Origin of the sequence: Pseudactinotalea sp. HY158 (genome assembly GCF_009660225.1) — a bacterium.
GTDB lineage: Bacteria > Actinomycetota > Actinomycetes > Actinomycetales > Beutenbergiaceae > HY158.
In genome coordinates this window covers 1,152,430-1,172,170 of sequence record NZ_CP045920.1, presented here as the reverse complement: position 1 = coordinate 1,172,170, position 19,741 = coordinate 1,152,430, and the positions used below count along the sequence as shown (strand labels likewise).

Sequence of the window (19,741 nt, the reverse complement as noted above, 5' to 3'; positions counted from 1 at the left end):
TCGAGCCGTTCTGCACTGGATAGGTGTCGCTCCGTTGTCTCGATCCGCCGCGCGGACGACGCTCGCTCTCCACGGAGGCGGGCCGGACAGTATGTATCTTTGAGTGCGATAGGCGTCAGGTCGAGGAGGGGTGATGTCGACTGAGATGACTTCCTCCGTGTCCAGCGACAGGTCCACAGGTCCACAGGTCCACAGGTCCACAGGTCCACAGGCGAAGCTACCCGGCCGCTTCCGTCCTGACGTTCATGCCCTGCGTGCTCTCGCCGTCGCGCTGGTTGTCGCGTTCCACGTGGCACCAACGTTCTTCCCCGGTGGCTACGTCGGCGTCGACGTATTCTTCGTCATCTCCGGCTTCCTCATCACCGGCATCATGTTGCGCGAGGCCCGAGACGCCGACCGAATCTCGCTGATCCGATTCTATTCACGTCGCGCCCGCCGAATCCTCCCCGCCGCCACGACGACCATCGTCGTGACCGTGGCGGCCGGACTCCTGCTCCTCCCGCCCATGCGCTGGGAGGGCCTGGCCAGACACGCACTCGGCTCATCGCTCTTCTTCGAGAATTGGCTCCTCGCATCGGAGTCGGTGGACTATCTCGCCGAGGGGCAGGCGCCGAGCCTCTTCCAGCACTATTGGAGCCTCTCCGTCGAGGAGCAGTACTACCTGGTCTGGCCGCTGGTCTTCCTCCTTCTCATCGGTCTCGCGGGGCGGCGCGGTTGGCGGCATCGGCACGCCATCGGGGCGATCCTCGCGACGGTGACCCTCGCCGGGCTGGTGCTCTCCATCGTGATCACCAGTTCGGGCGAACCATCCGCCTACTTCGTGACACCGACGCGAATCTGGGAATTGAGTGCGGGTGGCCTGCTCGCATGCATCCTGACGCAGGAGCGCAACCGCTCACGCCCTGCAGCGACCGCCGGCGGCTTCGCGCTCATCCTCCTGGCGATGCTCACGTTCAGCGGCACCACTGCCTTCCCGGGCATCGCGGCGGTCGTGCCAGTGCTCGGTTCGCTCCTTGTGATCGCCGGCGGGATCGGCCCGCGCCGGCAGTCGCTCTTCACATCTCGGCCGGTGACGTGGCTCGGCGATGTCTCGTTCTCGCTCTACCTCTGGCATTGGCCCGTCGTCGTCCTATTGGCGGCACTATGGCCGGCCTCCCCGGCCTGGCTTCGGGCCCTGGCCGTACTGGTCCTCGCAGGGATACTTGCTCACCTCTGCCGCCAGTGGATCGAGTTGCCGTTCATCAGCGGTCGGTTGCGCACGCTCAGCCCGAGACGGGTCCTCATCACGGGCACGACCGCCATCACAGTGGGTGTGTGCGCTGCTTCCGTCGGATTCATCACCCTGGACGCGCGCACCGCCGCCATGGCGGCGTCTGCCGAGCAGTTGGCGACCTCGCCACCGCCCGGAATGGGCGCGGCGTCCATCTTCAGCCAGGACTATCGAGAATTCGCGGCGGGTGCACCGATCGGCGTGATCGTGCCCAGCCCGATCGATGCCCGGTCGGAACTCCCTGAAGGCGCCGAGGGCAGGTGCAAGAGCACCATGTCCGCGGACACCACGCCCGTCTGTGAGTTCGGAGACGTGGACTCCGCCTTCACGGTCGCCCTGGTCGGCGATTCGCACATCGAGCAGTACCTTCCAGCCTTCCAGCAACTCGCGGGTGAGTACGACTGGCACGTCGTCACGTACTTCCATTCCAGCTGCCCATGGTCCACGGCACAGCGGGTGAGTGACGCCGATCGTGGTGGTCCGTGCCTCGAGGCGAACGAGCAGACTCTCGCCGCCCTGGCGGAACTGCGCCCCGACCTCATGGTCACCTCGTCACGAACGGCCCTGCCGTTCGTGCAGAACGAGAGCGTGCCCGATCCGGTCACCGGATTCCGCGAGGCATGGACGAGTGTCACGGCCCTCGGCATTCCCGTCGCCGTCATCGCGGACAATCCCCTCATGCTCCCGAGCGATGCCACGAACGAGTGCGTGTCCGAGCACCTCGACGATCCTGAGCAGTGCGAGCGCTCGCGCGACGAATCCATGCCGCAGGATTGGCAGCGTCCAGCCCTGAGCACTCCACAATCCGGCGTCTCGTTCATCGACCTGACCGACCGATACTGCACTCGGGCGGTGTGTCCCGCCGTGGCCGGCAGCACGCTCATCTATCGCGATGAGCAGCACGTCACGCCCGCATTCATGCGAACGCTCACCCCGTACATCCACTCCGCCCTCGACGGGCACGGACTCATCGGCCGGGCCGCGAGGTAGGCGCGGGCGAGTCGCCCGCGAGTTCGCGGCTCGGGCACGCCCTCAGGCGCGGGGCACGATGCGCTTGCCGAGCGGGGCGAGGGCGAGCGGGATCATCTTGAGGTTGGCGTAGGCGAGCGGGATGCCGATGATCGTCAGCAGCAGGAACACGGCGGTGATCAGGTGGGCGAGCACGAGCCACAGGCCCGCGACCACGAACCAGATCACGTTCCCGATCGCCGTCACCGCGCCGGCGCGCGGCCGCTCGAGGATCTCGCGTCCGAACGGCCACAGCACGTAGCCGGCGAGGCGGAAGCTCGCGATCCCGAACGGGATGGTCACGATGAGCAGGCAGCACACGATGCCCGCGATCGTGTAGCCGACGGCGAGCCCGAACCCCGCGAAGACGAGCCAGATGACGTTCAGGATCGTGCGCATGCCTCAAGTCAAGCACGTCCGGGCCGCCCGGGAGAAGCCTTCGCCGCCCCCGCGCACCCGCGGCGGGCCTACGATGAGGTCGTGCAGGAGCCCGCCGGATGGTATCCCGATCCCGCCGAGCCGGAACGCGACCGGCTCTGGGACGGTGAGGCGTGGACCGCCTACACCCGCACCCGCATCCCGGGAGCCGAGCCCGGCCCGCCGGACCTCACCGGCACCTCGGCATACGGCTACCTCGCGACCTCCGCGCAGGCCGACTCCCCGATGGCCACGCCGATGCCACCGGACGATCCCCGCCGGGTCCGCGACGTGCGGATGCAACGGATGCGCACCGCGGGCTGGTACGCGATCATCGTACTCATCGTGCTCGCCCTGTTCATCGTCTACGGCGGCGTCGCCCTCATCATGAGCTGAGCCCCGCCGCGGCCGGCATGACCAGGCTGGAATACCTCGCCGGGCACACCTGTTCTCCCTCGTGGAAGCACTCATCCCGCCACTCCGAGGAGCCGAGCGGGCCGACCGTCAGGAGAACCGTGACGACCCTCAACGTGACCACCGAGACCTTCGAGCAGACCGTGACCGGCACCGACATCGTCTTCATGGACTTCTGGGCGGAATGGTGCGGCCCGTGCCGCCAGTTCGGCCCCATCTACGAGAAGGTGTCGCAGTCCTACCCCGACATGGTGTTCGGCAAGGTGGACACCGAGGCGGAGCAGGCGATCGCCCAGCAGGCGCAGATCACCTCGATCCCGACCCTCATGGCCTTCCGCGAGGGCATCCTCGTGTTCCGCCAGGCGGGCGCGCTCAACGCCCAGAGCTTCACCGAACTCGTCGAGGCCGTCAAGAACCTCGACATGGACGACGTTCGGCGGCAGCTGGCCGAGGCCGAGGCGGCCGGGGCGACACAGCAGGGCTGATTCGGCGCCGCCCTCAGGGCACGCGATTGCGCCAGGCGGGCGCGGTGAACTTGGTCTCGACCAGGTCCCGCGCCCGAGCCATCTCCGCGGCCGTGATCTCGCCGGGAACGGTCGCGTACCGCGCGGCGAAGTAGTCCGTGAAGGCCGCGATCACCTCCGCCCGCGTCATGCCGGTCTGCCGCCGCATCGGGTCGACCCGCTTGTTCGCGGACTTCGTGCCCTTGTCGGAGAGTTTCTCGCGGCCGATCCGCAGCACCCGGCTCATCGCATCGGCGTCGATGTCGTAGGCCATCGTCGCGTGATGAAGGACGGCGCCCCCCGCCAGCCGCTTCTGCGCCGCCCCGCCGATCTTCCCGGCGGGCGAGGAGATGTCGTTCAGGGGCACGTAGGTCGCCTCGATTCCCACCGTTGCGAGCGCGCCGAGCACCCAGTCGTCGAGGAAGGCGTAGGAGCGCTCGAAGCTCAGCCCGTCCACGAGGCTGCCCGGCACGTAGAGGGAGTAGGTGATCGTGTTGCCGGGCTCCATGAACATGGCCCCGCCGCCGGAGATCCGCCGGATCACCTCGACGTCGCGCTCGGCCGCGGCCTCCTCGTCGACCTCGTTGCGCACCGACTGGAACGAGCCGATGATCACCGCCGAACTCGTCCACTCCCACAGCCGCAGCGTGGGGCCGCGGCGGCCCGCGCCGACCTCCTCGAGCAGCACCTGATCGAGGGCGACGTTGAGCACCGGCGGGATCGGATCGCCGTGGACGACCTCGAACGTGTGCTCCGACCAGTTCGACGCGTGGCCGAGCGCCCGCCGGACGGCGATGGCGACCGCCTCGGGCGTGAAGCCGACCATCGATGCCCCGGCGGTGGCCCCCTCGACCGCCTCGGTCATCGTGGCGACCGTGGAGTCGGCGGGCAGTCCGGTGAGCGCGGCGTCGATCGCGGCGAGGGCGTCGTCCGGTTCGAGGAAGAAGTCCCCGCTGATGCTTGCCCGGGAGATGACCCCGCCCGAGACGTCCACCTCCGCGGCGACGAGCTTGCCTCCGGTGACCTTGTACTCGCCTCTGCTCACGCCCCCACTCTAGCTAGGCCGCCTCGCACCCGTGGACGAGCAGGCCGTAGGTGATCGCGTCGACGAGCGCCTCCCACGAGGCCTCGAGGATGTTCGCGCCGACGCCGACCGTGTTCCACGTGCGCTCCCCGTCGCTCATCTCGATGAGCACCCGGGTGATGGCGTCGGTGCCACTCGAGGAGTCGAGCAGGCGCACCTTGTAGTCGATCAGGGTGAACTCCTCGATCACCGGATAGGCGGCCATGAGCGCCTGCCGCAGGGCGTGATCGAGGGCGTTGACCGGGCCGTTCCCCTCCCCGGTGCTCACGACCCGGCTGGACAGCCCCGGGCCGGTGTGGAGCTTGACGGTCGCCTCGGCGTCGACCCCGGGTGCGTCGACCGTGCCGCCCGCGCCGGTGTGGGTGACGATCGAACGCCACGACTCGACCCGGAAGAACGTGGGACGGCGGCCCTGCTTCTCCTCTCGAAGCATGAGCTCGAAGGATGCGTCCGCCGCGTCGTAGGTGTATCCACTCGCCTCCGCATCCTTGACGCGGGTGGTCAGTCGCGTGAGCAGGTCGGACTGACCGGTCAGGTCGAAGCCGAGCTCGCGCCCCTTGAGCTCGATCGAGGCCCGGCCCGCCATGTCGGAGACGAGCATGCGCATGTCGTTGCCGACCTCGCGCGGGTCGATGTGTTGGTAGAGATCCGGGTCGATCCGGATCGCCGAGGCGTGCAGTCCCGCCTTGTGGGCGAACGCGCTCGTGCCGATATAGGGCTGGCGCGCGAAGGGGGCGATGTTGGTGATCTCGCTGATCGCGTGCGCGATCCTCGTCGACTCGGCGAGCCGCCCGGCTGGCAGGAGGCGCCGGCCCGTCTTGAGTTCGAGGTTGGCCACGACCGTGAGCAGGTCGGCGTTGCCCGTGCGCTCCCCGTAGCCGTTGATGCAGCCCTGCACGTGGGCGGCGCCGGCGGCCACGGCCGCCATCGTGTTCGCCACCGCGCAGCCGGAGTCGTTGTGGGCGTGGATGCCCAGGCGACCGCCTGTGCGCGCGCGCACGAGGGTGACGATCTCGCTCACCCACTCCGGCAGCATCCCCCCGTTCGTGTCGCACAGCGCCACGACCGACGCCCCCGCGCCGAACGCGGTCTCGACGGCGCGCAGGCCGTAGTGCTGATCGAAGCGGTAGCCGTCGAAGAAGTGCTCGACGTCGACGATCACGGTGCGCCCCTCGCCCGTGAGGTAGGCGACCGTGTCGGCGATCATCGCCAGGTTCTCCTCCGGGGTCGTGCGCAGTGCGCGCTCGACGTGGCGGATGTCGCTCTTGGCCACGAGCGTGATCACGGGCGCCTCGGAGTCGAGCAGGCCGCGCACCTGCCGGTCCTCGTGCACCGCCACCCCGGGCTTGCGGGTCGACCCGAAGGCCGCGAGCTGCGCGTGGGTGAGCTCGACCTCCTTGTGCACCCGGGCGAAGAACTCCGTGTCGCGGGGAATCGCGCCGGGCCAGCCGCCCTCGATGTAGCCGACCCCGAGTTCGTCGAGCAGCGGGATGATCGCCAGTTTGTCGGCGACCGACAGGTTCATCCCCTCCTGCTGGGCGCCGTCGCGCAGCGTCGTGTCGTAGACCTGCACGTCGCCGGCGTCTGCCAGGGCGGGTTCGTGCGTGGTCGATCCGGTGGGGGTGGTCATCATGTCCTCCGCGTTCGAGGCGGGGCCTGAGGGGCCCGGCGTATCGCCGCCGGTCGGTCGGTGCCGCATGGGTGTCGTGGCAATAAAAAACCCCCCGGGTAGGGAGGTGCGCGCGTTCGAGTGGTGTGTCGAACGCGCTACGGAATGATTGTGAACCGGCGAGTCATGTTTCCCAGTATGTCACATCGCCTCTGCGGCCTCGCCCGGCTCCCGATTACCCTTCTCACGTGGAGATCTATCTGACCGGCGACGCGAACGAGGACGTCGTGGAGCTGGCCGTCGGCGACGGGCCCGTCCACACCGCGCCGCCCGAGGAGCTCCACACGCTCCTGCCGGATCCGGCCGATCCAGCCGATCCAGCCGGTCGGGCCGGTCGGGCCGGTCGGGCCGGAACGGGGGGCGCCGGTGACATCGTGTGGGTCTGGGCGGACACGGCACGCGCCTACGGCCCGGCGCTGCACCGGCTCGGATGCGTGCGGCGCTGCCACGACCTGCGGGCCGTCGAGCGGCTGTTGCGCTCGGTCGACAGTTCCGGCGGGGCCGACAGTGCCGACAGTTCCGGCAGGGCCGACGCGCTTCCCACGACGCCGCCGTGGCTCGACGTGTCCCACCATCCCCCGCACACTCCGGATCCGGCACCGCGCGGGCTGTTCAGCACGCAGTCCGCGACGCCCACCGTGGCCGAGTTGCGCGCGCGGTATGCGCTGCACGCCCGCGTCCTCGAATCGGCGAGCCCCGGGCTCCGGCTCCTGGCGGCCGCCGAGTCCGCGGGCGCGCTCGTGGCCGCGGAGATCTATGCGGCCGGGTTGCCGTGGGACGTCGGCCGGCACCGGGAGATCCTCGAGCAGACGCTCGGCCCGCGCCCGGCCGCGGGACGGCGCCCGGCCGTCATGGCGGGCCTCACCGAGGAGATCCGGGCCGCGCTGCACGCCCCGCGCCTCAACCCCGACTCCCCCGCCGCGCTGCTGCGGGCGCTCCAGGCCGCCGGCGTGCCCGTCCAGAGCACGAGCAAGTGGGAGCTGCGGGCCCTCGATCCGGCCCTCCACCCCGTGGTCACGCCCCTGCTCGCGTATAAGCGTCTCGCCCGCCTGCTCGCCGCGAACGGCTGGGCCTGGCTCGACGAATGGATCGTGCCGCCCGAGCACACGCGCCTGCGCGGCCGGTTCCGGCCCGACTACCTCCCCTCCGCGGTGGTGACCGGCCGGTGGGCCGCCCACGGGGGTGGGGCGATGCAGATCCCCAAGTCCATCCGGGGCGCGGTGGCCGCGGAGCCCGGCTGGTCACTCGTGGTCGCCGACGCCGCACAGATCGAGCCGCGGGTGCTCGCGGCGATGTCCCACGACCGCGCCCTCGCCGCCGCCGGAGACGGCCGGGACCTGTACACCGGCCTCGTGGCCTCCGGGCTCACGGATTCCCGGGAGCGTGCCAAGGTCGGGATGCTCGGCGCCCTGTACGGCTCGACCACCGGCACCTCCGCCGAGCTCATGCCACTGCTGCGCCGCGCCTACCCGCGGGCGATGGCGCTCGTCGACGACGCGGCACGCATCGGGGAGCGCGGCGGGAGGGTGTCCACTCACCTGGGCCGGCGCAGCCCCGCCCATGTCGGGGGCCCACCGGCCGATCCCCGGGCGGCGCGGGCGTGGGGCCGGTTCACCCGGAACTTCGTGGTGCAGGGCTCGGCGGCCGAGTGGGCGGTGGCCTGGATGGCGCGGTTGCGGCTCGCGCTGCGCGACCTCGACGGGCCGGCCCCCGCCTCCCCCAGCTCACTCAGCTCACCCAGGTCACCCAGCTCACCCAGCGACTCTGCACGCCCCGAGCTCGTCTACTTCCTGCACGACGAGATCATCGTGCACTGCCCCACCGACCGGGTCGGGCAGGTGCGGGAGGCGATCGAGGCCGCCGCCGCGGAGGCGGGCCGGCTGTTGTTCGGGAGCTTCCCGATCACGTTCCCTCTGACCGTCGCCGCCGGGAGCCGCTACGACGAGACGCTCGAACGCCCCGGCCCGAGCGGGCACATCTGACCACCCGGCGCGGGGGAAGGCGTCCCGGTCGCGCCGGGGTCGGCGCCCGGCGAGACCTACGCGAGCCGGTGCATCCAGCCGAAGGCGTCCGGGCGGCGTCCGTACTGGATATCGGTGATCGTCTCGTACAGCTCGGAGGTGATCGGCCCCGCCTCGCCGCTGTTGATGGCGACGTCGAAGTCGGTCGACTTGAGGCGCCCGATGGGCGTGACGACCGCGGCGGTGCCGCAGGCGAACACCTCGGTCACCTCACCCGAGCCGAGGCCGTCGAGGACCTCGGTCAGGGTGATGTCGCGCTCGCGGACCTGCCGGCCGGTCTGTTCGGCGACCTGCAGGATCGAGGAGCGGGTGATGCCCTCGAGGATGGTGCCCGACAGCCGCGGGGTGTGGATGGCGCCGTCGGCCGTGACGAAGAACGTGTTCATCCCGCCGAGTTCCTCGATCCGGCTGTTGGTCCCGGCATCGAGGAAGCACACCTGCTCGCACCCGTTCTCGGCCGCGATCCGCTGCGGCAGCAGGCTCGCCGCGTAGTTCCCCCCACACTTGGCCGCGCCCGTGCCTCCGGGGCCGACCCGATGGAAGTCGCGATCGACCCAGATGCTCACGGGGGTGAACCCGGCGCTGAAATAGGGCCCGACCGGGGAGGCGATGACGAGGTACTCGACCTCGCCGCTCGGGCGCACCCCGATGAAGGATTCGGAGGCGAACATGAACGGGCGCAGGTAGAGCGAGGACCCCGGGGACGAGGGCACCCACTCGGCGTCGGTCTGCACGAGCGCCTCGATCGAGCCGAGGAAGTCCGCCTCGCTCAGCTCCGGCAGCGCCAGCCGGCGCGCCGAGGCCGCGAGCCGGGCGGCATTCGCCTCGGGCCGGAAGGTCCACACGCTGCCGTCGGAGTGCCGGTAGGCCTTGAGCCCCTCGAAGACCTCCTGCGCATAGTGGAACACGGCGGTCGCCGGATCCAGCTGCAGCGGCGCGTAGGCCTCGACTCGCCGCTCGCCCCAGCCGGCCGCGGTGGTCCAGCGGGCGCGGGCCATGTGGTCGGTGAAGACGCTGCCGAAGTGGAGGTCCTCGAGTGCGGCCGCGCGGTCGGCGAGGCTGCGAGGATGGGGAGAGGGCTTCACCGCGAAGGTGGACACCTCGGTCATGCTTCTCACCTGTTCTTTCGGGCGCGTACCGGTCGGGTCAGCCGAGGCGGGCGATGATGGCATCGCCGATCTCGGTGGTGCTGCGCGGGGTGGCGTCCCGCTGCTCGATGTCGGCCGCGACCGCCGCGGTCACGCGGGCCGCCTCGGCGGGCATGCCGAGGTGCTCGAGCAGGAGGGCGATCGAGAGGATCGCCGCACTCGGGTCGGCCTTGCCCTGACCGGCGATGTCGGGGGCGGACCCGTGCACGGGCTCGAACATGGACGGGAAGGTGCGGTCCGGGTTGATGTTGCCCGAGGCCGCCAGGCCGATGCCGCCGGTGATGGCGGCGGCGAGGTCGGTGATGATGTCGCCGAAGAGGTTGTCGGTGACGATCACGTCGTACTGGGCCGGGTTCGTGACCATGTAGATCGTGGCGGCGTCGATGTGCTGGTAGTCGACCGCGACCTCGGGGTACTCGGCCCCGACGGCCTCGACGGTGCGGCGCCACAGGTGCCCGGCGTTGACGAGCACGTTGTGCTTGTGCACGAGCGTGAGCTTCTTGCGGGGGCGCGCCTGGGCGCGGGCGAACGCGTCGCGCACGGCCCTCTCGACCCCGTAGGCCGTGTTGACGCTCACCTCGGTGGCGATCTCCTGCGGGGTCTGCGGCCGCAGTACGCCGCCGTTGCCGGCGTACGGTCCCTCGGTGCCCTCGCGGACGACGACGAAGTCCACCTCTCCCGGATCGGCCAGCGGGCTGGCCACGCCGGCGTAGAGCTTCGAGGGGCGCAGGTTGACGTAGTGGTCGAGTGCGAACCGCAGCCGCAGCAGCAGTCCGCGCTCGAGCACGCCGGAGGGCACCGACGGGTCGCCGACGGCGCCGAGCACGATGGCGTCGTAGGTCGTCAGCTGTTCGAGCTCGCCATCGGTGAGCGCCTCACCGGTGCGGTGCCACCGGTCGGCCCCGAGGTCGAATTCGGTCGTGGCCACGGTGGTGCCGGAACCGGCGAGCACGGCCTCGAGTGCGCGCAGCCCCTCGGCGGTCACCTCCGGCCCGATCCCGTCCCCGGCGATGACAGCAAGATTGATCGTTCGCGACATATCCATCACATTGATTCGGCGTCCAGTGGACGGTGCATCTCACGCCGGGCCACCGCGCGGGCCGGGCGTCTGGTCGACCGGACGGGGCCCGCGGGCCCCGTCCGGTGTACTACGGGTGAATCGAGCGGCTCCCGACCGGTCAGCGGCCGACGTGCCCCTCGACGTAGTCGTTGTCAGTCGGCTTGACCCACGCGAACATCTTGCGCAGTTCCTTGCCGGTCGTCTCGATCGGGTGCGCCTCGCCCTTGGCGCGCAGCGCCTTGAACTCCGGCGCGCCGGCGTCCTGGTCGTCGATGAAGCGCTTCGCGAACGCGCCGCTCTGGATGTCGGCGAGGACGGCCTTCATGTTGTCCTTGACGCGCGGGTCGATGACGCGGGGCCCGGAGACGTAGTCGCCGTACTCGGCGGTGTCGGAGATCGACCAGCGCTGCTTGGCGATGCCGCCCTCGATCATGAGGTCGACGATGAGCTTGAGCTCGTGCAGCACCTCGAAGTAGGCGACCTCGGGCTGGTAGCCGGCCTCGGTGAGGACCTCGAAGCCGTACTGGACGAGCTGGGAGGTGCCACCGCACAGGACGGCCTGCTCACCGAACAGGTCGGTCTCGGTCTCCTCGGTGAACGTGGTCTTGATGCCGGCGGCGCGCAGGCCGCCGATCGCCTTGGCGTAGGACAGGGCGAGCGGCCACGCTGTGCCCGAGGGGTCCTGCTCGACCGCGACGATCACGGGCACGCCGCGGCCGTCGACGAACTCGCGGCGCACGAGGTGGCCCGGGCCCTTGGGGGCGACCATGATGACGTCGACGGTGTCCTTCGGCTCGATGAAGCCGAAGCGGATGTTGAATCCGTGCCCGAAGACGAGGGTGGCGCCGTCGGCGAGGTTCGGGGCGATCTCGTCGCGGTAGACGAGGCGCTGGACCTGGTCGGGTGCGAGGATCACGACGACGTCGGCCTCGCGGGTCGCCTCGGCGACCGACGTCACCGCCAGGCCCTCGTCCTCGGCCTTCTTGCGAGAGGCGCTCCCCTCGCGCAGACCGACGCGGACGTCGATGCCCGAGTCCCGCAGGTTGAGCGCGTGGGCGTGCCCCTGGCTGCCGTAGCCGATGACGGCGACCTTCTTGGCGGCGAGAACGGACAGGTCGGCGTCGTCGTCGTAGAACAGCTCAGCCACAGGTTTTCTCCTTTGTATTGATCAGTGTTGCGAAGACGGATCGGCTCAGGCGCTGCGCGCGAGCCGGTCGAGTGCCCGGTCGGTCATGGACTTCGAGCCGCGGCCGATGGCGACGGCTCCCGACTGTACGATCTCACGAATCCCGTAGGGCTCGAGCGCCGTGAGCAGGGCGGACAGCTTGCCCTCGGAGCCGGTGGCCTCGATGGTCACGGCGTCGGGGACGACGTCGACCACGTGGGCCCGGAAGAGCTCGACCACCTGGAGCACCGCGGTGCGGGACGCCTGGTCGGCGCGGACCTTGACGAGCAGGAGCTCGCGCTGGACCGAGGACTCGGGTGCGAGGTCGACGATCTTGAGCACGTTGACGAGCTTGTTCAGCTGCTTGGTCACCTGCTCGAGCGGGTTCGCGTCGGCATCGACCACCACGGTGATGCGGGAGACGTCCGGATGCTCGGTCGGGCCGACGGCGAGCGAATGGATGTTGAAGGCACGGCGGGCGAAGAGGGCCGAGACGCGGGTGAGCACGCCCGGCTTGTTCTCCACCAGCACGGAAAGTGTGTGTCGTGACATGTCGGGTGACTCGCCTCTCACTCGTCTCGGTCGAATTCGGGCGTGATGCCCCGGGCGTACTGGATGTCGTCGTTGCTCACGCCGGAGGCCACCATCGGCCAGACCATCGCGTCGCGGCTGACCACGAAGTCGATGACGACGGGAACGTCGTCGATCTCCTGGGCCTTCTTGATCGTGGCGTCCACGTCCTTGGCCGACTCGCACCGCAGCCCCACGCACCCGTAGGACTCCGCGAGCTTGACGAAGTCGGGGATGCGCCGGGTCTCGTGCCCGGTCTGCAGGTCCGTGTTCGAGTACCGCTCCCCGTAGAAGAGGGTCTGCCACTGGCGCACCATTCCGAGGGAGGAGTTGTTGATGAGCGCGGTCTTGATCGGGATGCCCTCGAGGGCGCACGTGGCCAGTTCCTGGTTGGTCATCTGGAAGCAGCCGTCGCCGTCGACCGCCCAGACCTCGCGGTCCGGCTCGCCCACCTTGGCTCCCATCGCGGCCGGGATGGCGTAGCCCATCGTGCCCAGGCCGCCGGAGTTGAGCCACGTGCGCGGCCGCTCGTAGCGGATGAACTGGGCCGCCCACATCTGGTGCTGGCCCACCCCGGCGGCGTAGACGGCCTCCGGGCCCGCGAGCTCACCGAGGCGGGAGATCACGTGCTGCGGCGCGAGCAGGCCGTCCGCCGTGGGGCTCCACCCGAGCGGGTAACGGGTGCGCAGGTCGTCGAGCAGTGCCCACCAGGCCTCGAGGTCGGGCAGTCCGTGCTGCTTGTGCTCACGGGCCAGTTCGGCGGCGAGGTCGACCATGACCTCCTTGAGGTCGCCGACGATCGGCACGTCCGCGTGGCGGTTCTTGGAGATCTCCGCGGGGTCGATGTCGGCGTGGACGATCGTGGCACCGGGGGCGAAGGAGTCGAGCCGGCCGGTGACCCGGTCGTCGAAGCGGGCGCCGAGGGCGACCACGAGGTCGGCCTTCTGCAACGCGGCGACGGCCGAGACGTTCCCGTGCATGCCGGGCATGCCCACGTGCTGGGGGTGGGAGTCGGGCAGCGCCCCACGGGCCATGAGCGTGGTGACCACCGCGGCGCCGGAGAGGTTCGTCAGCGCGAGCAGTTCGGCCGAGGCCTTCGAGCGGATCGCCCCACCGCCGACGTAGAGCACCGGCCGGCGGGCCGTGGCGAGCAGCCGGGCGGCCTCCCGCACCTGCTTGATGTGTGGCCGGGTCGCCACGCGGTAGCCGGGCAGGTCGAGTTCACCCGGCCACGCGAAGGTCGTGTCGGCGACCATCGCGGACTTGGCGATGTCGACGAGCACCGGGCCCGGGCGGCCGGTCGAGGCGATGTGGAAGGCCTCCGCGATCCGGCCGGGGATCTCGGCGGGATCGGTCACGAGGAAGGAGTGCTTGGTGATCGGCATGCTGATGCCGACGATGTCGGCCTCCTGGAACGCGTCGGTGCCGATCATGCTCGCGCCCACCTGACCGGTGATGGCCACCATCGGCACCGAGTCCATGTGCGCGTCGGCGAGCGGGGTCACGAGGTTCGTGGCGCCCGGCCCCGAGGTGGCGATGCAGACGCCCACGCGGCCGGTCGCGGCGGCGTAGCCGGTCGCGGCGTGACCGGCACCCTGCTCGTGGCGCACGAGGATGTGGCGCACCTTCGAGTCGAAGAGGGGGTCGTAGAGGGGGAGGACCGCGCCGCCGGGAATGCCGAAGACGACGTCGACGTCGGCCTCCTCGAGCGACCGGACGATGGCCTGGGCTCCAGTCATCGCTTCGCCCGCCGCAGGGCGGGTCTGGGTGCCGGGCACGGGCGCTGGGCGTGGGGGCGCCGGGCGGGGTGCCGGATGCGGGGCCTTGGTAGCCATCGCTCCTCCTCCATGGACCGAACGTTCGGGCGAACGTTCACAGACAATGAAAAACCCCTCGTCCCAGTGGGAGGTCGAGGGGTGCGCGCGTGGTTGGTCGTCGATCAGACGGCCGCGCTCGCGCGCCCGCTAATAACGACGAGAACCTGGTGCATGCCGCCCATACTAGCCCCTGTCCCCCACCACGTCAGCCCGTCTCACATCGTGGATCACGATATCGCCCAATGGACAACTCGGACCGTCTCGAGTAGCCGCGGGTCACGCTCCGCCGGGGTCGGGCTCGCTCCGCCACGTGCACACGCACGCCTCGTTCCCCTCGGCGTCGGCGAGGACCCAGAACGAGGGCGCCGCCCCGCCGTCCACCAGCCTCCCCCCGGCCGCGAGCGCGGCGGCGACCCGGGCGCCGGCCTCGTCCTCGGGCACGTGCACGTCGAGGTGGACGCTGTTGCGCTCGGGGCGCGGGACGTCCATCTGTTGGAACCAGACGAGCGGGCGCAGGCCCAGCGGATCGACGAGATCCTCGGGGCGGCTCCCGGGCACGTACCCGAGCACCGCCTCCCAGAACGGGCGGACGGCGTCGAGGTCCATCGCGTCGATCGCGATCTCGAGCACCTTGAAGTCGGCCAGGTCCATCGCGAGCTCCATCTCCTCGGCGATGGTCGTGATCGCCCGGGCCATCGCGACGTCCCGCTCGGTCACCGCGCCGACATCGTGACTCGTGAGCGTGACGACCACCCGCGGATACGACAGCGCGACGTCGGGATGGTGGTTGTGCTCCTCGGCGACCTGCATGATCCGGCTGACGAACTCGACCCCGGTGATCATCGTGCCCGTGTGCACGACCGTGGCGAGCGTCGCCGGGAAGATCCGCCAGTCGGGAAGATCGGCGCCGTGGACGTCGGACGGCGAGAGATGTGGTGCCATCCCCCCACGATGCGCCGCACCCGCCGCTGCCGACAAGGGGCCCGCGCGATCATCCGCTGCCCGGACTCGAAGGGCGCCGCCGGTCAGCCCACCGCCGCCCCGAGCGATCCGCGCCGCTCGAGGGTCGGGGAGTCGAACTCCTCGTCGTCGCCCTCGCCGTCCGGCGCCGCCGGCTGCAGGGCTGAGACCCGGACGCCCGGACACGCGATCGCGGTCGTGAATCTGCCGATTCACGACCGCGATCGCGTGTTCACTCCCATCCGGAGCGCGGGGTGGTCACCCTCAGGTGAGCACGGCCCCGTCGGAGGCGGAGCCGACGAGCTTGACGTACTTGCCGAGCACGCCGGAGGTGAACTTCGGCGGCAGCGGCTCCCAGCCCTCGCGGCGGGAGGCGAGCTCGGCGTCGTCCACGAGCAGGTCGAGGGTCTTGTTCGCCACGTCGAGGCGGATCTGATCGCCGTCGCGGACGAAGGCGATCGGGCCGCCGTCGACCGCCTCCGGGGCGACGTGCCCGACGCACAGGCCGGTCGTGCCGCCGGAGAACCGGCCGTCGGTGAGCAGGAGCACGCTCTTGCCGAGGCCGGCGCCCTTGATGGCGCCGGTGATCGCGAGCATCTCCCGCATGCCGGGGCCGCCCTTGGGGCCCTCGTAGCGGATGACCACGACGTCGCCGTCGGTGATCGTGCCGTCCTCGAGCGCGTCCATCGCCGCCCGCTCCCGGTCGAAGACCCGGGCCGTGCCGGTGAACACGTCGGTGTCGAAGCCCGCGGACTTGACCACGGCGCCGTCGAGGGCGAGCGAGCCGCGCAGGATCGTGATCCCGCCGCTGTGGTGGATCGGGTTGTCGAGGGCACGCAGGATCTGCCCGTCGGGGTCGGGCGGGTCGATGTGGGCGAGGTTCTCGGCGACGGTCTTGCCGGTCACCGTGAGGCAGTCCCCGTGCAGCAGTCCGGCGTCGAGGAGCGCCTTCATGACCACCGGGACGCCGCCGATGCGGTCGACGTCGTTCATGACGTACCGCCCGAACGGCTTGAGGTCGCCCAGGTGGGGCACCCGGCTCGCGACCCGGTCGAAGTCGGCCAACGTCAGGTCGACCTCGGCCTCGCGCGCGATGGCCAGCAGGTGCAGGACCGCGTTCGTCGAGCCGCCGAACGCCATGACGACGGCGATCGCGTTCTCGAACGCCTCTTTGGTCATGATCTGGCGGGCGGTGATGCCCAGCCGCAGCAGGTTGACGACCGCCTCACCCGAGTCGCGCGCGTAGGAGTCGCGGCGGCGGTCGGCCGACGGCGGCGCGGCGCTGCCCGGCAGCGACATGCCCATCGCCTCGGCGACCGAGGCCATCGTGTTCGCGGTGTACATGCCGCCGCAGGCGCCCTCACCGGGGCAGATGGCCCGCTCGATCCTGTCGACGTCGGCCTCGCTCATGAGGCCGCGGGAGCAGGCGCCGACCGCCTCGAACGCGTCGATGATCGTCACCTCCTTCTCGGTGCCGTCCTCGAGCTTGACCCAGCCGGGCATGATCGATCCGGCGTAGAGGAAGACGCTCGCGAGGTCGAGCCGGGCGGCGGCCATGAGCATCCCGGGCAGGGACTTGTCGCAGCCCGCGAGCAGCACGGAGCCGTCGAGGCGCTCGGCCATCATGACGGTCTCGACCGAGTCGGCGATGACCTCCCGGGAGACGAGCGAGTAGTGCATGCCCTCGTGTCCCATGGAGATGCCGTCGGAGACGGAGATCGTGCCGAACTCGAGCGGGTACCCCCCGCCGGTGAACACGCCCTCCTTCGAGCCCTGGGCGAGCCGGTCGAGGGAGAGGTTGCAGGGGGTGATCTCGTTCCAGGAACTGGCGATGCCGATCTGGGGCTTGGCGAAGTCGTCATCGCCGAGTCCGACCGCGCGCAACATGCCGCGGGATGCAGTCGCCTCGATCCCGTCGGTCACCACGCGTGAACGAGGTTTGATATCGGGAGTTGAGGTCATGTCGGCAGTCTAGAACTCCCGCGCGAGTGACGAGCACCACCAGCCTCGACCGGGACCATGGGCCCGATCCTGGGACCTGTGGCCCGAGCTGTGCCGGATGCCGGCGGGGAGGCTGGTGCCACCACCCGCCGGGTGGGCATCGGTACCGCACAGACCTCGGTTCAGGTCCCCTCACCCAGGAGGCGTCAGATGAGCTCCACCGCAGCCCCCAGCCCCCGCACATTCGTGCCCGTCGTCGGCATCACCTCGTTCGTCGCCGGGATCCTGTTCATCCTCGCCGGCGTCGGCACCTACGTCATGGTCTCCGGCCAGCTCGCGGACCAGCACATCACCGTGTCCGAGGATGCGTCCCTCCTCGCGGGGCGCACGGTCGCCGGCCCGTTCACGGCCTACGCCCAGGCCGACGTCATCAACGTCCACGCCCTCGCCTCGACCGACGGGCGCACGTACTCCGAGCTCGGCGAGTTGATCGGTCAGGCCGAGGAGGGCTCCGCCGAGGAGGCGGAGCTGCAGGCCCAGCGCGCCACGGTCATGAACGCCTCGTTCCTGCGGGCGTCGCTGTACACCTCGGTCGTGGCGTTCGGGGTGGCCGTGCTCGTCATCGGCATCGGCGTCGTGCTCGCGCTCTCCGGGCTCGCGATCCGCAGGCTCGCCCTCATGAACGACGCCCGCGCGGCCCAGGCGCAGGATCTGGCCGCGCGCCAGCTCGCCTGAGCCTCATTCGGCGCCGGCCCGGCCCGGCGTCAGCGCCCGCTCCAGGTGCCCGCCGGCCTCGTCCAGGAGGCGGCGGGCGGCCGCGTCGTCCACCCCCGCGAGCAGACACAGGATCGCCCGCTTGACCGAGCCGTCCGAGCCCGCGAGGGCCCGGGCGGCCCGGTCGTTGTCGACGCCCGTCACGGCGGCCACGGTGCGCACGGACCGGGCGCGCAGCTTCTCGTTCGTGGCCTGCAGGTCGACCATGACCCCCTCGTAGGTCTTGCCGAGGCGCACCATGACCAGGGTCGAGAGCATGTTGAGCACGAGCTTCTGGGCCGTGCCCGCCTTGAGACGGGTCGAGCCTCCGATGAACTCCGGCCCCGTGACCACCTCGATCGCGATGTCGGCGGCCGCGCCGGTCGCGGAGCCGGCGTTCGAGGCCACTGCGACCGTCAGCGCGCCGGCCGCGCGGGCAGCGGTCAGGCCCGCCACGACGTACGGCGTCCGCCCCGAGGCCGACAGCCCCACCACCGCGTCGTCGGCCCCGACCCCGAGGTCGGTCAGGGTGCGCGGGGCCGCGGTGACGTCGTCCTCGGCGTCCTCGACGGCCGAGCGGATCGCCGTATCGCCGCCGGCGATGAGCCCGACGACGACGCCCGGGTCCGTACCGAAGGTCGGCGGGATCTCGCTCGCGTCGAGCACCCCCATCCGCCCGGCCGTGCCCGCACCGAGGTAGACGAGTCGCCCGCCGCGGGCCATCCGCTCACTGATCGCGTCGACGGCGGCGGCGATCGGGCCGCTCGCCGCCGCGAGCGCGTCCGGGATGCCCCGGCCGTCGTCGATCATCTCCGCCACGAGCTCGCCCGTCGCCCGCGTGGCGAGCTCCCCCCGGTCCGCGCGGGACTCCGTGGTCAGGGCGGCGAGGTCGCCGATGAGGTGTTCGAACCGGTCGGGTGCGGCTGGGTGGTCAGGCACGGTGGATCCGCCTCTCGTGGGGAAGGGTCGTGTGGGATGCGGCGAGCAGGGCGCCGTCGAGCGCGGTTCCGGCCGGGGGCCGGGGCGTCAGGCCGGAATCGCGCAGGCCGGCTTCGAGGCGGGCAGCGAACCAGGGGGCGTCGGCCACTCCCCCGACGACGGCGACCGGGCAGCCGGGCTCGTCCGGTGCCGCCGCCCGGGCCGAGGCGCTCAGGTGGCCGACGGCGAGGTCGACGAGCCCGATCGCCGTCCGGTCGCCGTCCTCGGCGGCGGCGAGCACGAGCGGGGCGAACGTGGCGAGCCGCCGGGCGGGACTGTCGCCCTCGCCTCCCATCGACCAGCGGGGCAGGGCGGGCAATCCGCCGGGGATGGCCGCCGCCACGAGCTCGGTCACCGCGGTCGGCGGGGCGGCTCCCTGGGCCGCGCGCACCGCGGCCATGGCCCCCTGCCGGCCGAGCCAGCCGCCGGATCCCAGGTCGCCGATCTCCGGTCCGGCGCCGTCGACCACCCGCACCCGCCCCGTCGCCGCGACGCCGACCGCGGTCGCGCCGGTGCCGGCGATGAGCACGACCCCCGGTCCGCCGCCGAAGGCGCCGAGGTGGGCCGTGATCGCGTCCGAGGCGACGGCCACGGGGCACCGGAAGCGGCCCGCGAGCGCACGGGCGAGGTCGCTGCCCGACTCGGGTGCGGCGAGCACCCCGGCGGCCCCGACCGAGACGGCCGTCGGCGCCGCGACCTCGCGCAGACCCTCGTAGGCGCTCACGATGAGGTCGGCGATCCGCGCCGACGCCCCGGGGGCGGCGATCCCGAGGTCGCCGTCCACCGTCGTCCCCACCGGTCTCGCTCCGGTCGGGGTGAGCAGCAGCCGGCACCGGGTCTTGCCCAGGTCGACGGCGAGCACCGTTGGGGTCATGGTCTGTCACCGTCTCCGATCAGGACGAGGGCCACCCCCGGCGGGCCCGAGGGTCAGTAAAGACCCTACAATAATCCGCCTCACTCGAA

Annotated in this window: 17 protein-coding genes; 5 read left to right on the top strand and 12 right to left on the bottom strand. The window is 71.1% G+C overall.

The annotated features are described in order from the left end of the window. Window positions 1–133 precede the first annotated feature (133 nt). Window positions 134–2,260 carry an acyltransferase family protein gene (locus tag GCE65_RS05190; RefSeq protein ID WP_153877634.1) on the top strand — a complete coding sequence of 709 codons (2,127 nt, stop codon included), beginning with the start codon at window positions 134–136 and terminating at the stop codon, window positions 2,258–2,260. A 42-nt stretch (window positions 2,261–2,302) separates the two neighbouring features. Here GCE65_RS05190 and GCE65_RS05185 read toward each other — a convergent pair whose 3' ends face one another. Then, the gene (locus tag GCE65_RS05185; protein WP_152909587.1) at window positions 2,303–2,677 is read right to left on the bottom strand and encodes a YccF domain-containing protein; all 375 of its coding nucleotides are present in this window, start codon (window positions 2,675–2,677) and stop codon (window positions 2,303–2,305) included. A gap of 81 nt (window positions 2,678–2,758) precedes the next feature. Between GCE65_RS05185 and GCE65_RS05180 the strand changes: the two genes are divergently transcribed. Both GCE65_RS05180 and trxA read left to right on the top strand, forming a co-directional pair. After that, a complete protein-coding gene (locus GCE65_RS05180) occupies window positions 2,759–3,091 on the top strand; it encodes a DUF2510 domain-containing protein (RefSeq protein ID WP_153877633.1) in 333 nt (110 codons plus the stop codon). A 119-nt stretch (window positions 3,092–3,210) separates the two neighbouring features. Next, on the top strand, window positions 3,211–3,594 hold the full coding sequence (trxA, locus tag GCE65_RS05175; protein WP_153877632.1) for a thioredoxin: 384 nt from the start codon (window positions 3,211–3,213) through the stop codon (window positions 3,592–3,594). A 13-nt stretch (window positions 3,595–3,607) separates the two neighbouring features. Here trxA and GCE65_RS05170 read toward each other — a convergent pair whose 3' ends face one another. Both GCE65_RS05170 and cimA read right to left on the bottom strand, forming a co-directional pair. Continuing rightward, window positions 3,608–4,657 (bottom strand): biotin/lipoate A/B protein ligase family protein, encoded by a 1,050-nt coding sequence (locus tag GCE65_RS05170; protein WP_153877631.1) that lies wholly within the window; start codon window positions 4,655–4,657, stop codon window positions 3,608–3,610. A gap of 13 nt (window positions 4,658–4,670) precedes the next feature. Beyond that, the gene (gene cimA / locus GCE65_RS05165) at window positions 4,671–6,326 is read right to left on the bottom strand and encodes a citramalate synthase (protein WP_152909585.1); all 1,656 of its coding nucleotides are present in this window, start codon (window positions 6,324–6,326) and stop codon (window positions 4,671–4,673) included. A gap of 227 nt (window positions 6,327–6,553) precedes the next feature. On the opposite strand from cimA, the gene GCE65_RS05160 reads away from it, so the two are divergent. Continuing rightward, window positions 6,554–8,347 (top strand): bifunctional 3'-5' exonuclease/DNA polymerase, encoded by a 1,794-nt coding sequence (locus GCE65_RS05160; RefSeq protein WP_194928831.1) that lies wholly within the window; start codon window positions 6,554–6,556, stop codon window positions 8,345–8,347. Between the two features lie 56 nt (window positions 8,348–8,403). Here GCE65_RS05160 and GCE65_RS05155 read toward each other — a convergent pair whose 3' ends face one another. From GCE65_RS05155 to ilvD, 7 genes are all read right to left on the bottom strand, one after another. Then, window positions 8,404–9,495, bottom strand: a complete 1,092-nt coding sequence (locus GCE65_RS05155) for a branched-chain amino acid aminotransferase (protein ID WP_153877629.1) — start codon at window positions 9,493–9,495, stop codon at window positions 8,404–8,406. Window positions 9,496–9,532: 37 nt separating this feature from the next. Then, window positions 9,533–10,573 (bottom strand): 3-isopropylmalate dehydrogenase, encoded by a 1,041-nt coding sequence (locus GCE65_RS05150; RefSeq protein ID WP_153877628.1) that lies wholly within the window; start codon window positions 10,571–10,573, stop codon window positions 9,533–9,535. Window positions 10,574–10,712: 139 nt separating this feature from the next. After that, window positions 10,713–11,741, bottom strand: a complete 1,029-nt coding sequence (ilvC, locus tag GCE65_RS05145) for a ketol-acid reductoisomerase (protein ID WP_153877627.1) — start codon at window positions 11,739–11,741, stop codon at window positions 10,713–10,715. Window positions 11,742–11,786: 45 nt separating this feature from the next. Next, on the bottom strand, window positions 11,787–12,311 hold the full coding sequence (gene ilvN, locus GCE65_RS05140) for an acetolactate synthase small subunit (RefSeq protein ID WP_152909582.1): 525 nt from the start codon (window positions 12,309–12,311) through the stop codon (window positions 11,787–11,789). Between the two features lie 17 nt (window positions 12,312–12,328). Next, the gene (locus GCE65_RS05135) at window positions 12,329–14,164 is read right to left on the bottom strand and encodes an acetolactate synthase large subunit (protein ID WP_153877626.1); all 1,836 of its coding nucleotides are present in this window, start codon (window positions 14,162–14,164) and stop codon (window positions 12,329–12,331) included. 258 nt (window positions 14,165–14,422) lie between these two features. Continuing rightward, on the bottom strand, window positions 14,423–15,088 hold the full coding sequence (locus GCE65_RS05130) for a VOC family protein (protein WP_153877625.1): 666 nt from the start codon (window positions 15,086–15,088) through the stop codon (window positions 14,423–14,425). Between the two features lie 282 nt (window positions 15,089–15,370). Then, a complete protein-coding gene (ilvD, locus tag GCE65_RS05125) occupies window positions 15,371–17,068 on the bottom strand; it encodes a dihydroxy-acid dehydratase (RefSeq protein WP_152909577.1) in 1,698 nt (565 codons plus the stop codon). A 189-nt stretch (window positions 17,069–17,257) separates the two neighbouring features. Here ilvD and GCE65_RS05120 point away from each other — a divergent pair, with 189 nt between their 5' ends. Then, window positions 17,258–17,782, top strand: coding sequence for an aromatic ring-opening dioxygenase LigA (locus tag GCE65_RS05120; RefSeq protein WP_152909576.1), 525 nt, complete (start codon window positions 17,258–17,260; stop codon window positions 17,780–17,782). A 3-nt stretch (window positions 17,783–17,785) separates the two neighbouring features. Here GCE65_RS05120 and murQ read toward each other — a convergent pair whose 3' ends face one another. Together murQ and GCE65_RS05110 are read right to left on the bottom strand one after the other, a co-directional pair. After that, entirely contained in the window at window positions 17,786–18,739 is a 954-nt protein-coding gene (gene murQ, locus GCE65_RS05115) for an N-acetylmuramic acid 6-phosphate etherase (protein ID WP_194928830.1), read from the bottom strand. Then, window positions 18,732–19,652, bottom strand: coding sequence for an N-acetylglucosamine kinase (locus tag GCE65_RS05110; protein ID WP_153877624.1), 921 nt, complete (start codon window positions 19,650–19,652; stop codon window positions 18,732–18,734). Before GCE65_RS05110 ends, murQ begins: the two co-directional genes overlap by 8 nt. Window positions 19,653–19,741 lie beyond the last annotated feature (89 nt).

What these genes read in the sequence shown, in the direction of transcription:
- GCE65_RS05190 (WP_153877634.1), top strand. Translation starts at nt 134, where the DNA reads ATGTCGACTGAGATGACTTCCTCCGTGTCCAGCGACAGGTCCACAGGT.
- GCE65_RS05185 (WP_152909587.1), bottom strand. Translation starts at nt 2,677, where the DNA reads ATGCGCACGATCCTGAACGTCATCTGGCTCGTCTTCGCGGGGTTCGGG.
- cimA (WP_152909585.1), bottom strand. Translation starts at nt 6,326, where the DNA reads ATGACCACCCCCACCGGATCGACCACGCACGAACCCGCCCTGGCAGAC.
- GCE65_RS05155 (WP_153877629.1), bottom strand. Translation starts at nt 9,495, where the DNA reads ATGACCGAGGTGTCCACCTTCGCGGTGAAGCCCTCTCCCCATCCTCGC.
- GCE65_RS05150 (WP_153877628.1), bottom strand. Translation starts at nt 10,573, where the DNA reads ATGTCGCGAACGATCAATCTTGCTGTCATCGCCGGGGACGGGATCGGG.
- ilvN (WP_152909582.1), bottom strand. Translation starts at nt 12,311, where the DNA reads ATGTCACGACACACACTTTCCGTGCTGGTGGAGAACAAGCCGGGCGTG.
- GCE65_RS05135 (WP_153877626.1), bottom strand. Translation starts at nt 14,164, where the DNA reads ATGGCTACCAAGGCCCCGCATCCGGCACCCCGCCCGGCGCCCCCACGC.
- GCE65_RS05130 (WP_153877625.1), bottom strand. Translation starts at nt 15,088, where the DNA reads ATGGCACCACATCTCTCGCCGTCCGACGTCCACGGCGCCGATCTTCCC.
- ilvD (WP_152909577.1), bottom strand. Translation starts at nt 17,068, where the DNA reads ATGACCTCAACTCCCGATATCAAACCTCGTTCACGCGTGGTGACCGAC.
- GCE65_RS05120 (WP_152909576.1), top strand. Translation starts at nt 17,258, where the DNA reads ATGAGCTCCACCGCAGCCCCCAGCCCCCGCACATTCGTGCCCGTCGTC.
- GCE65_RS05110 (WP_153877624.1), bottom strand. Translation starts at nt 19,652, where the DNA reads ATGACCCCAACGGTGCTCGCCGTCGACCTGGGCAAGACCCGGTGCCGG.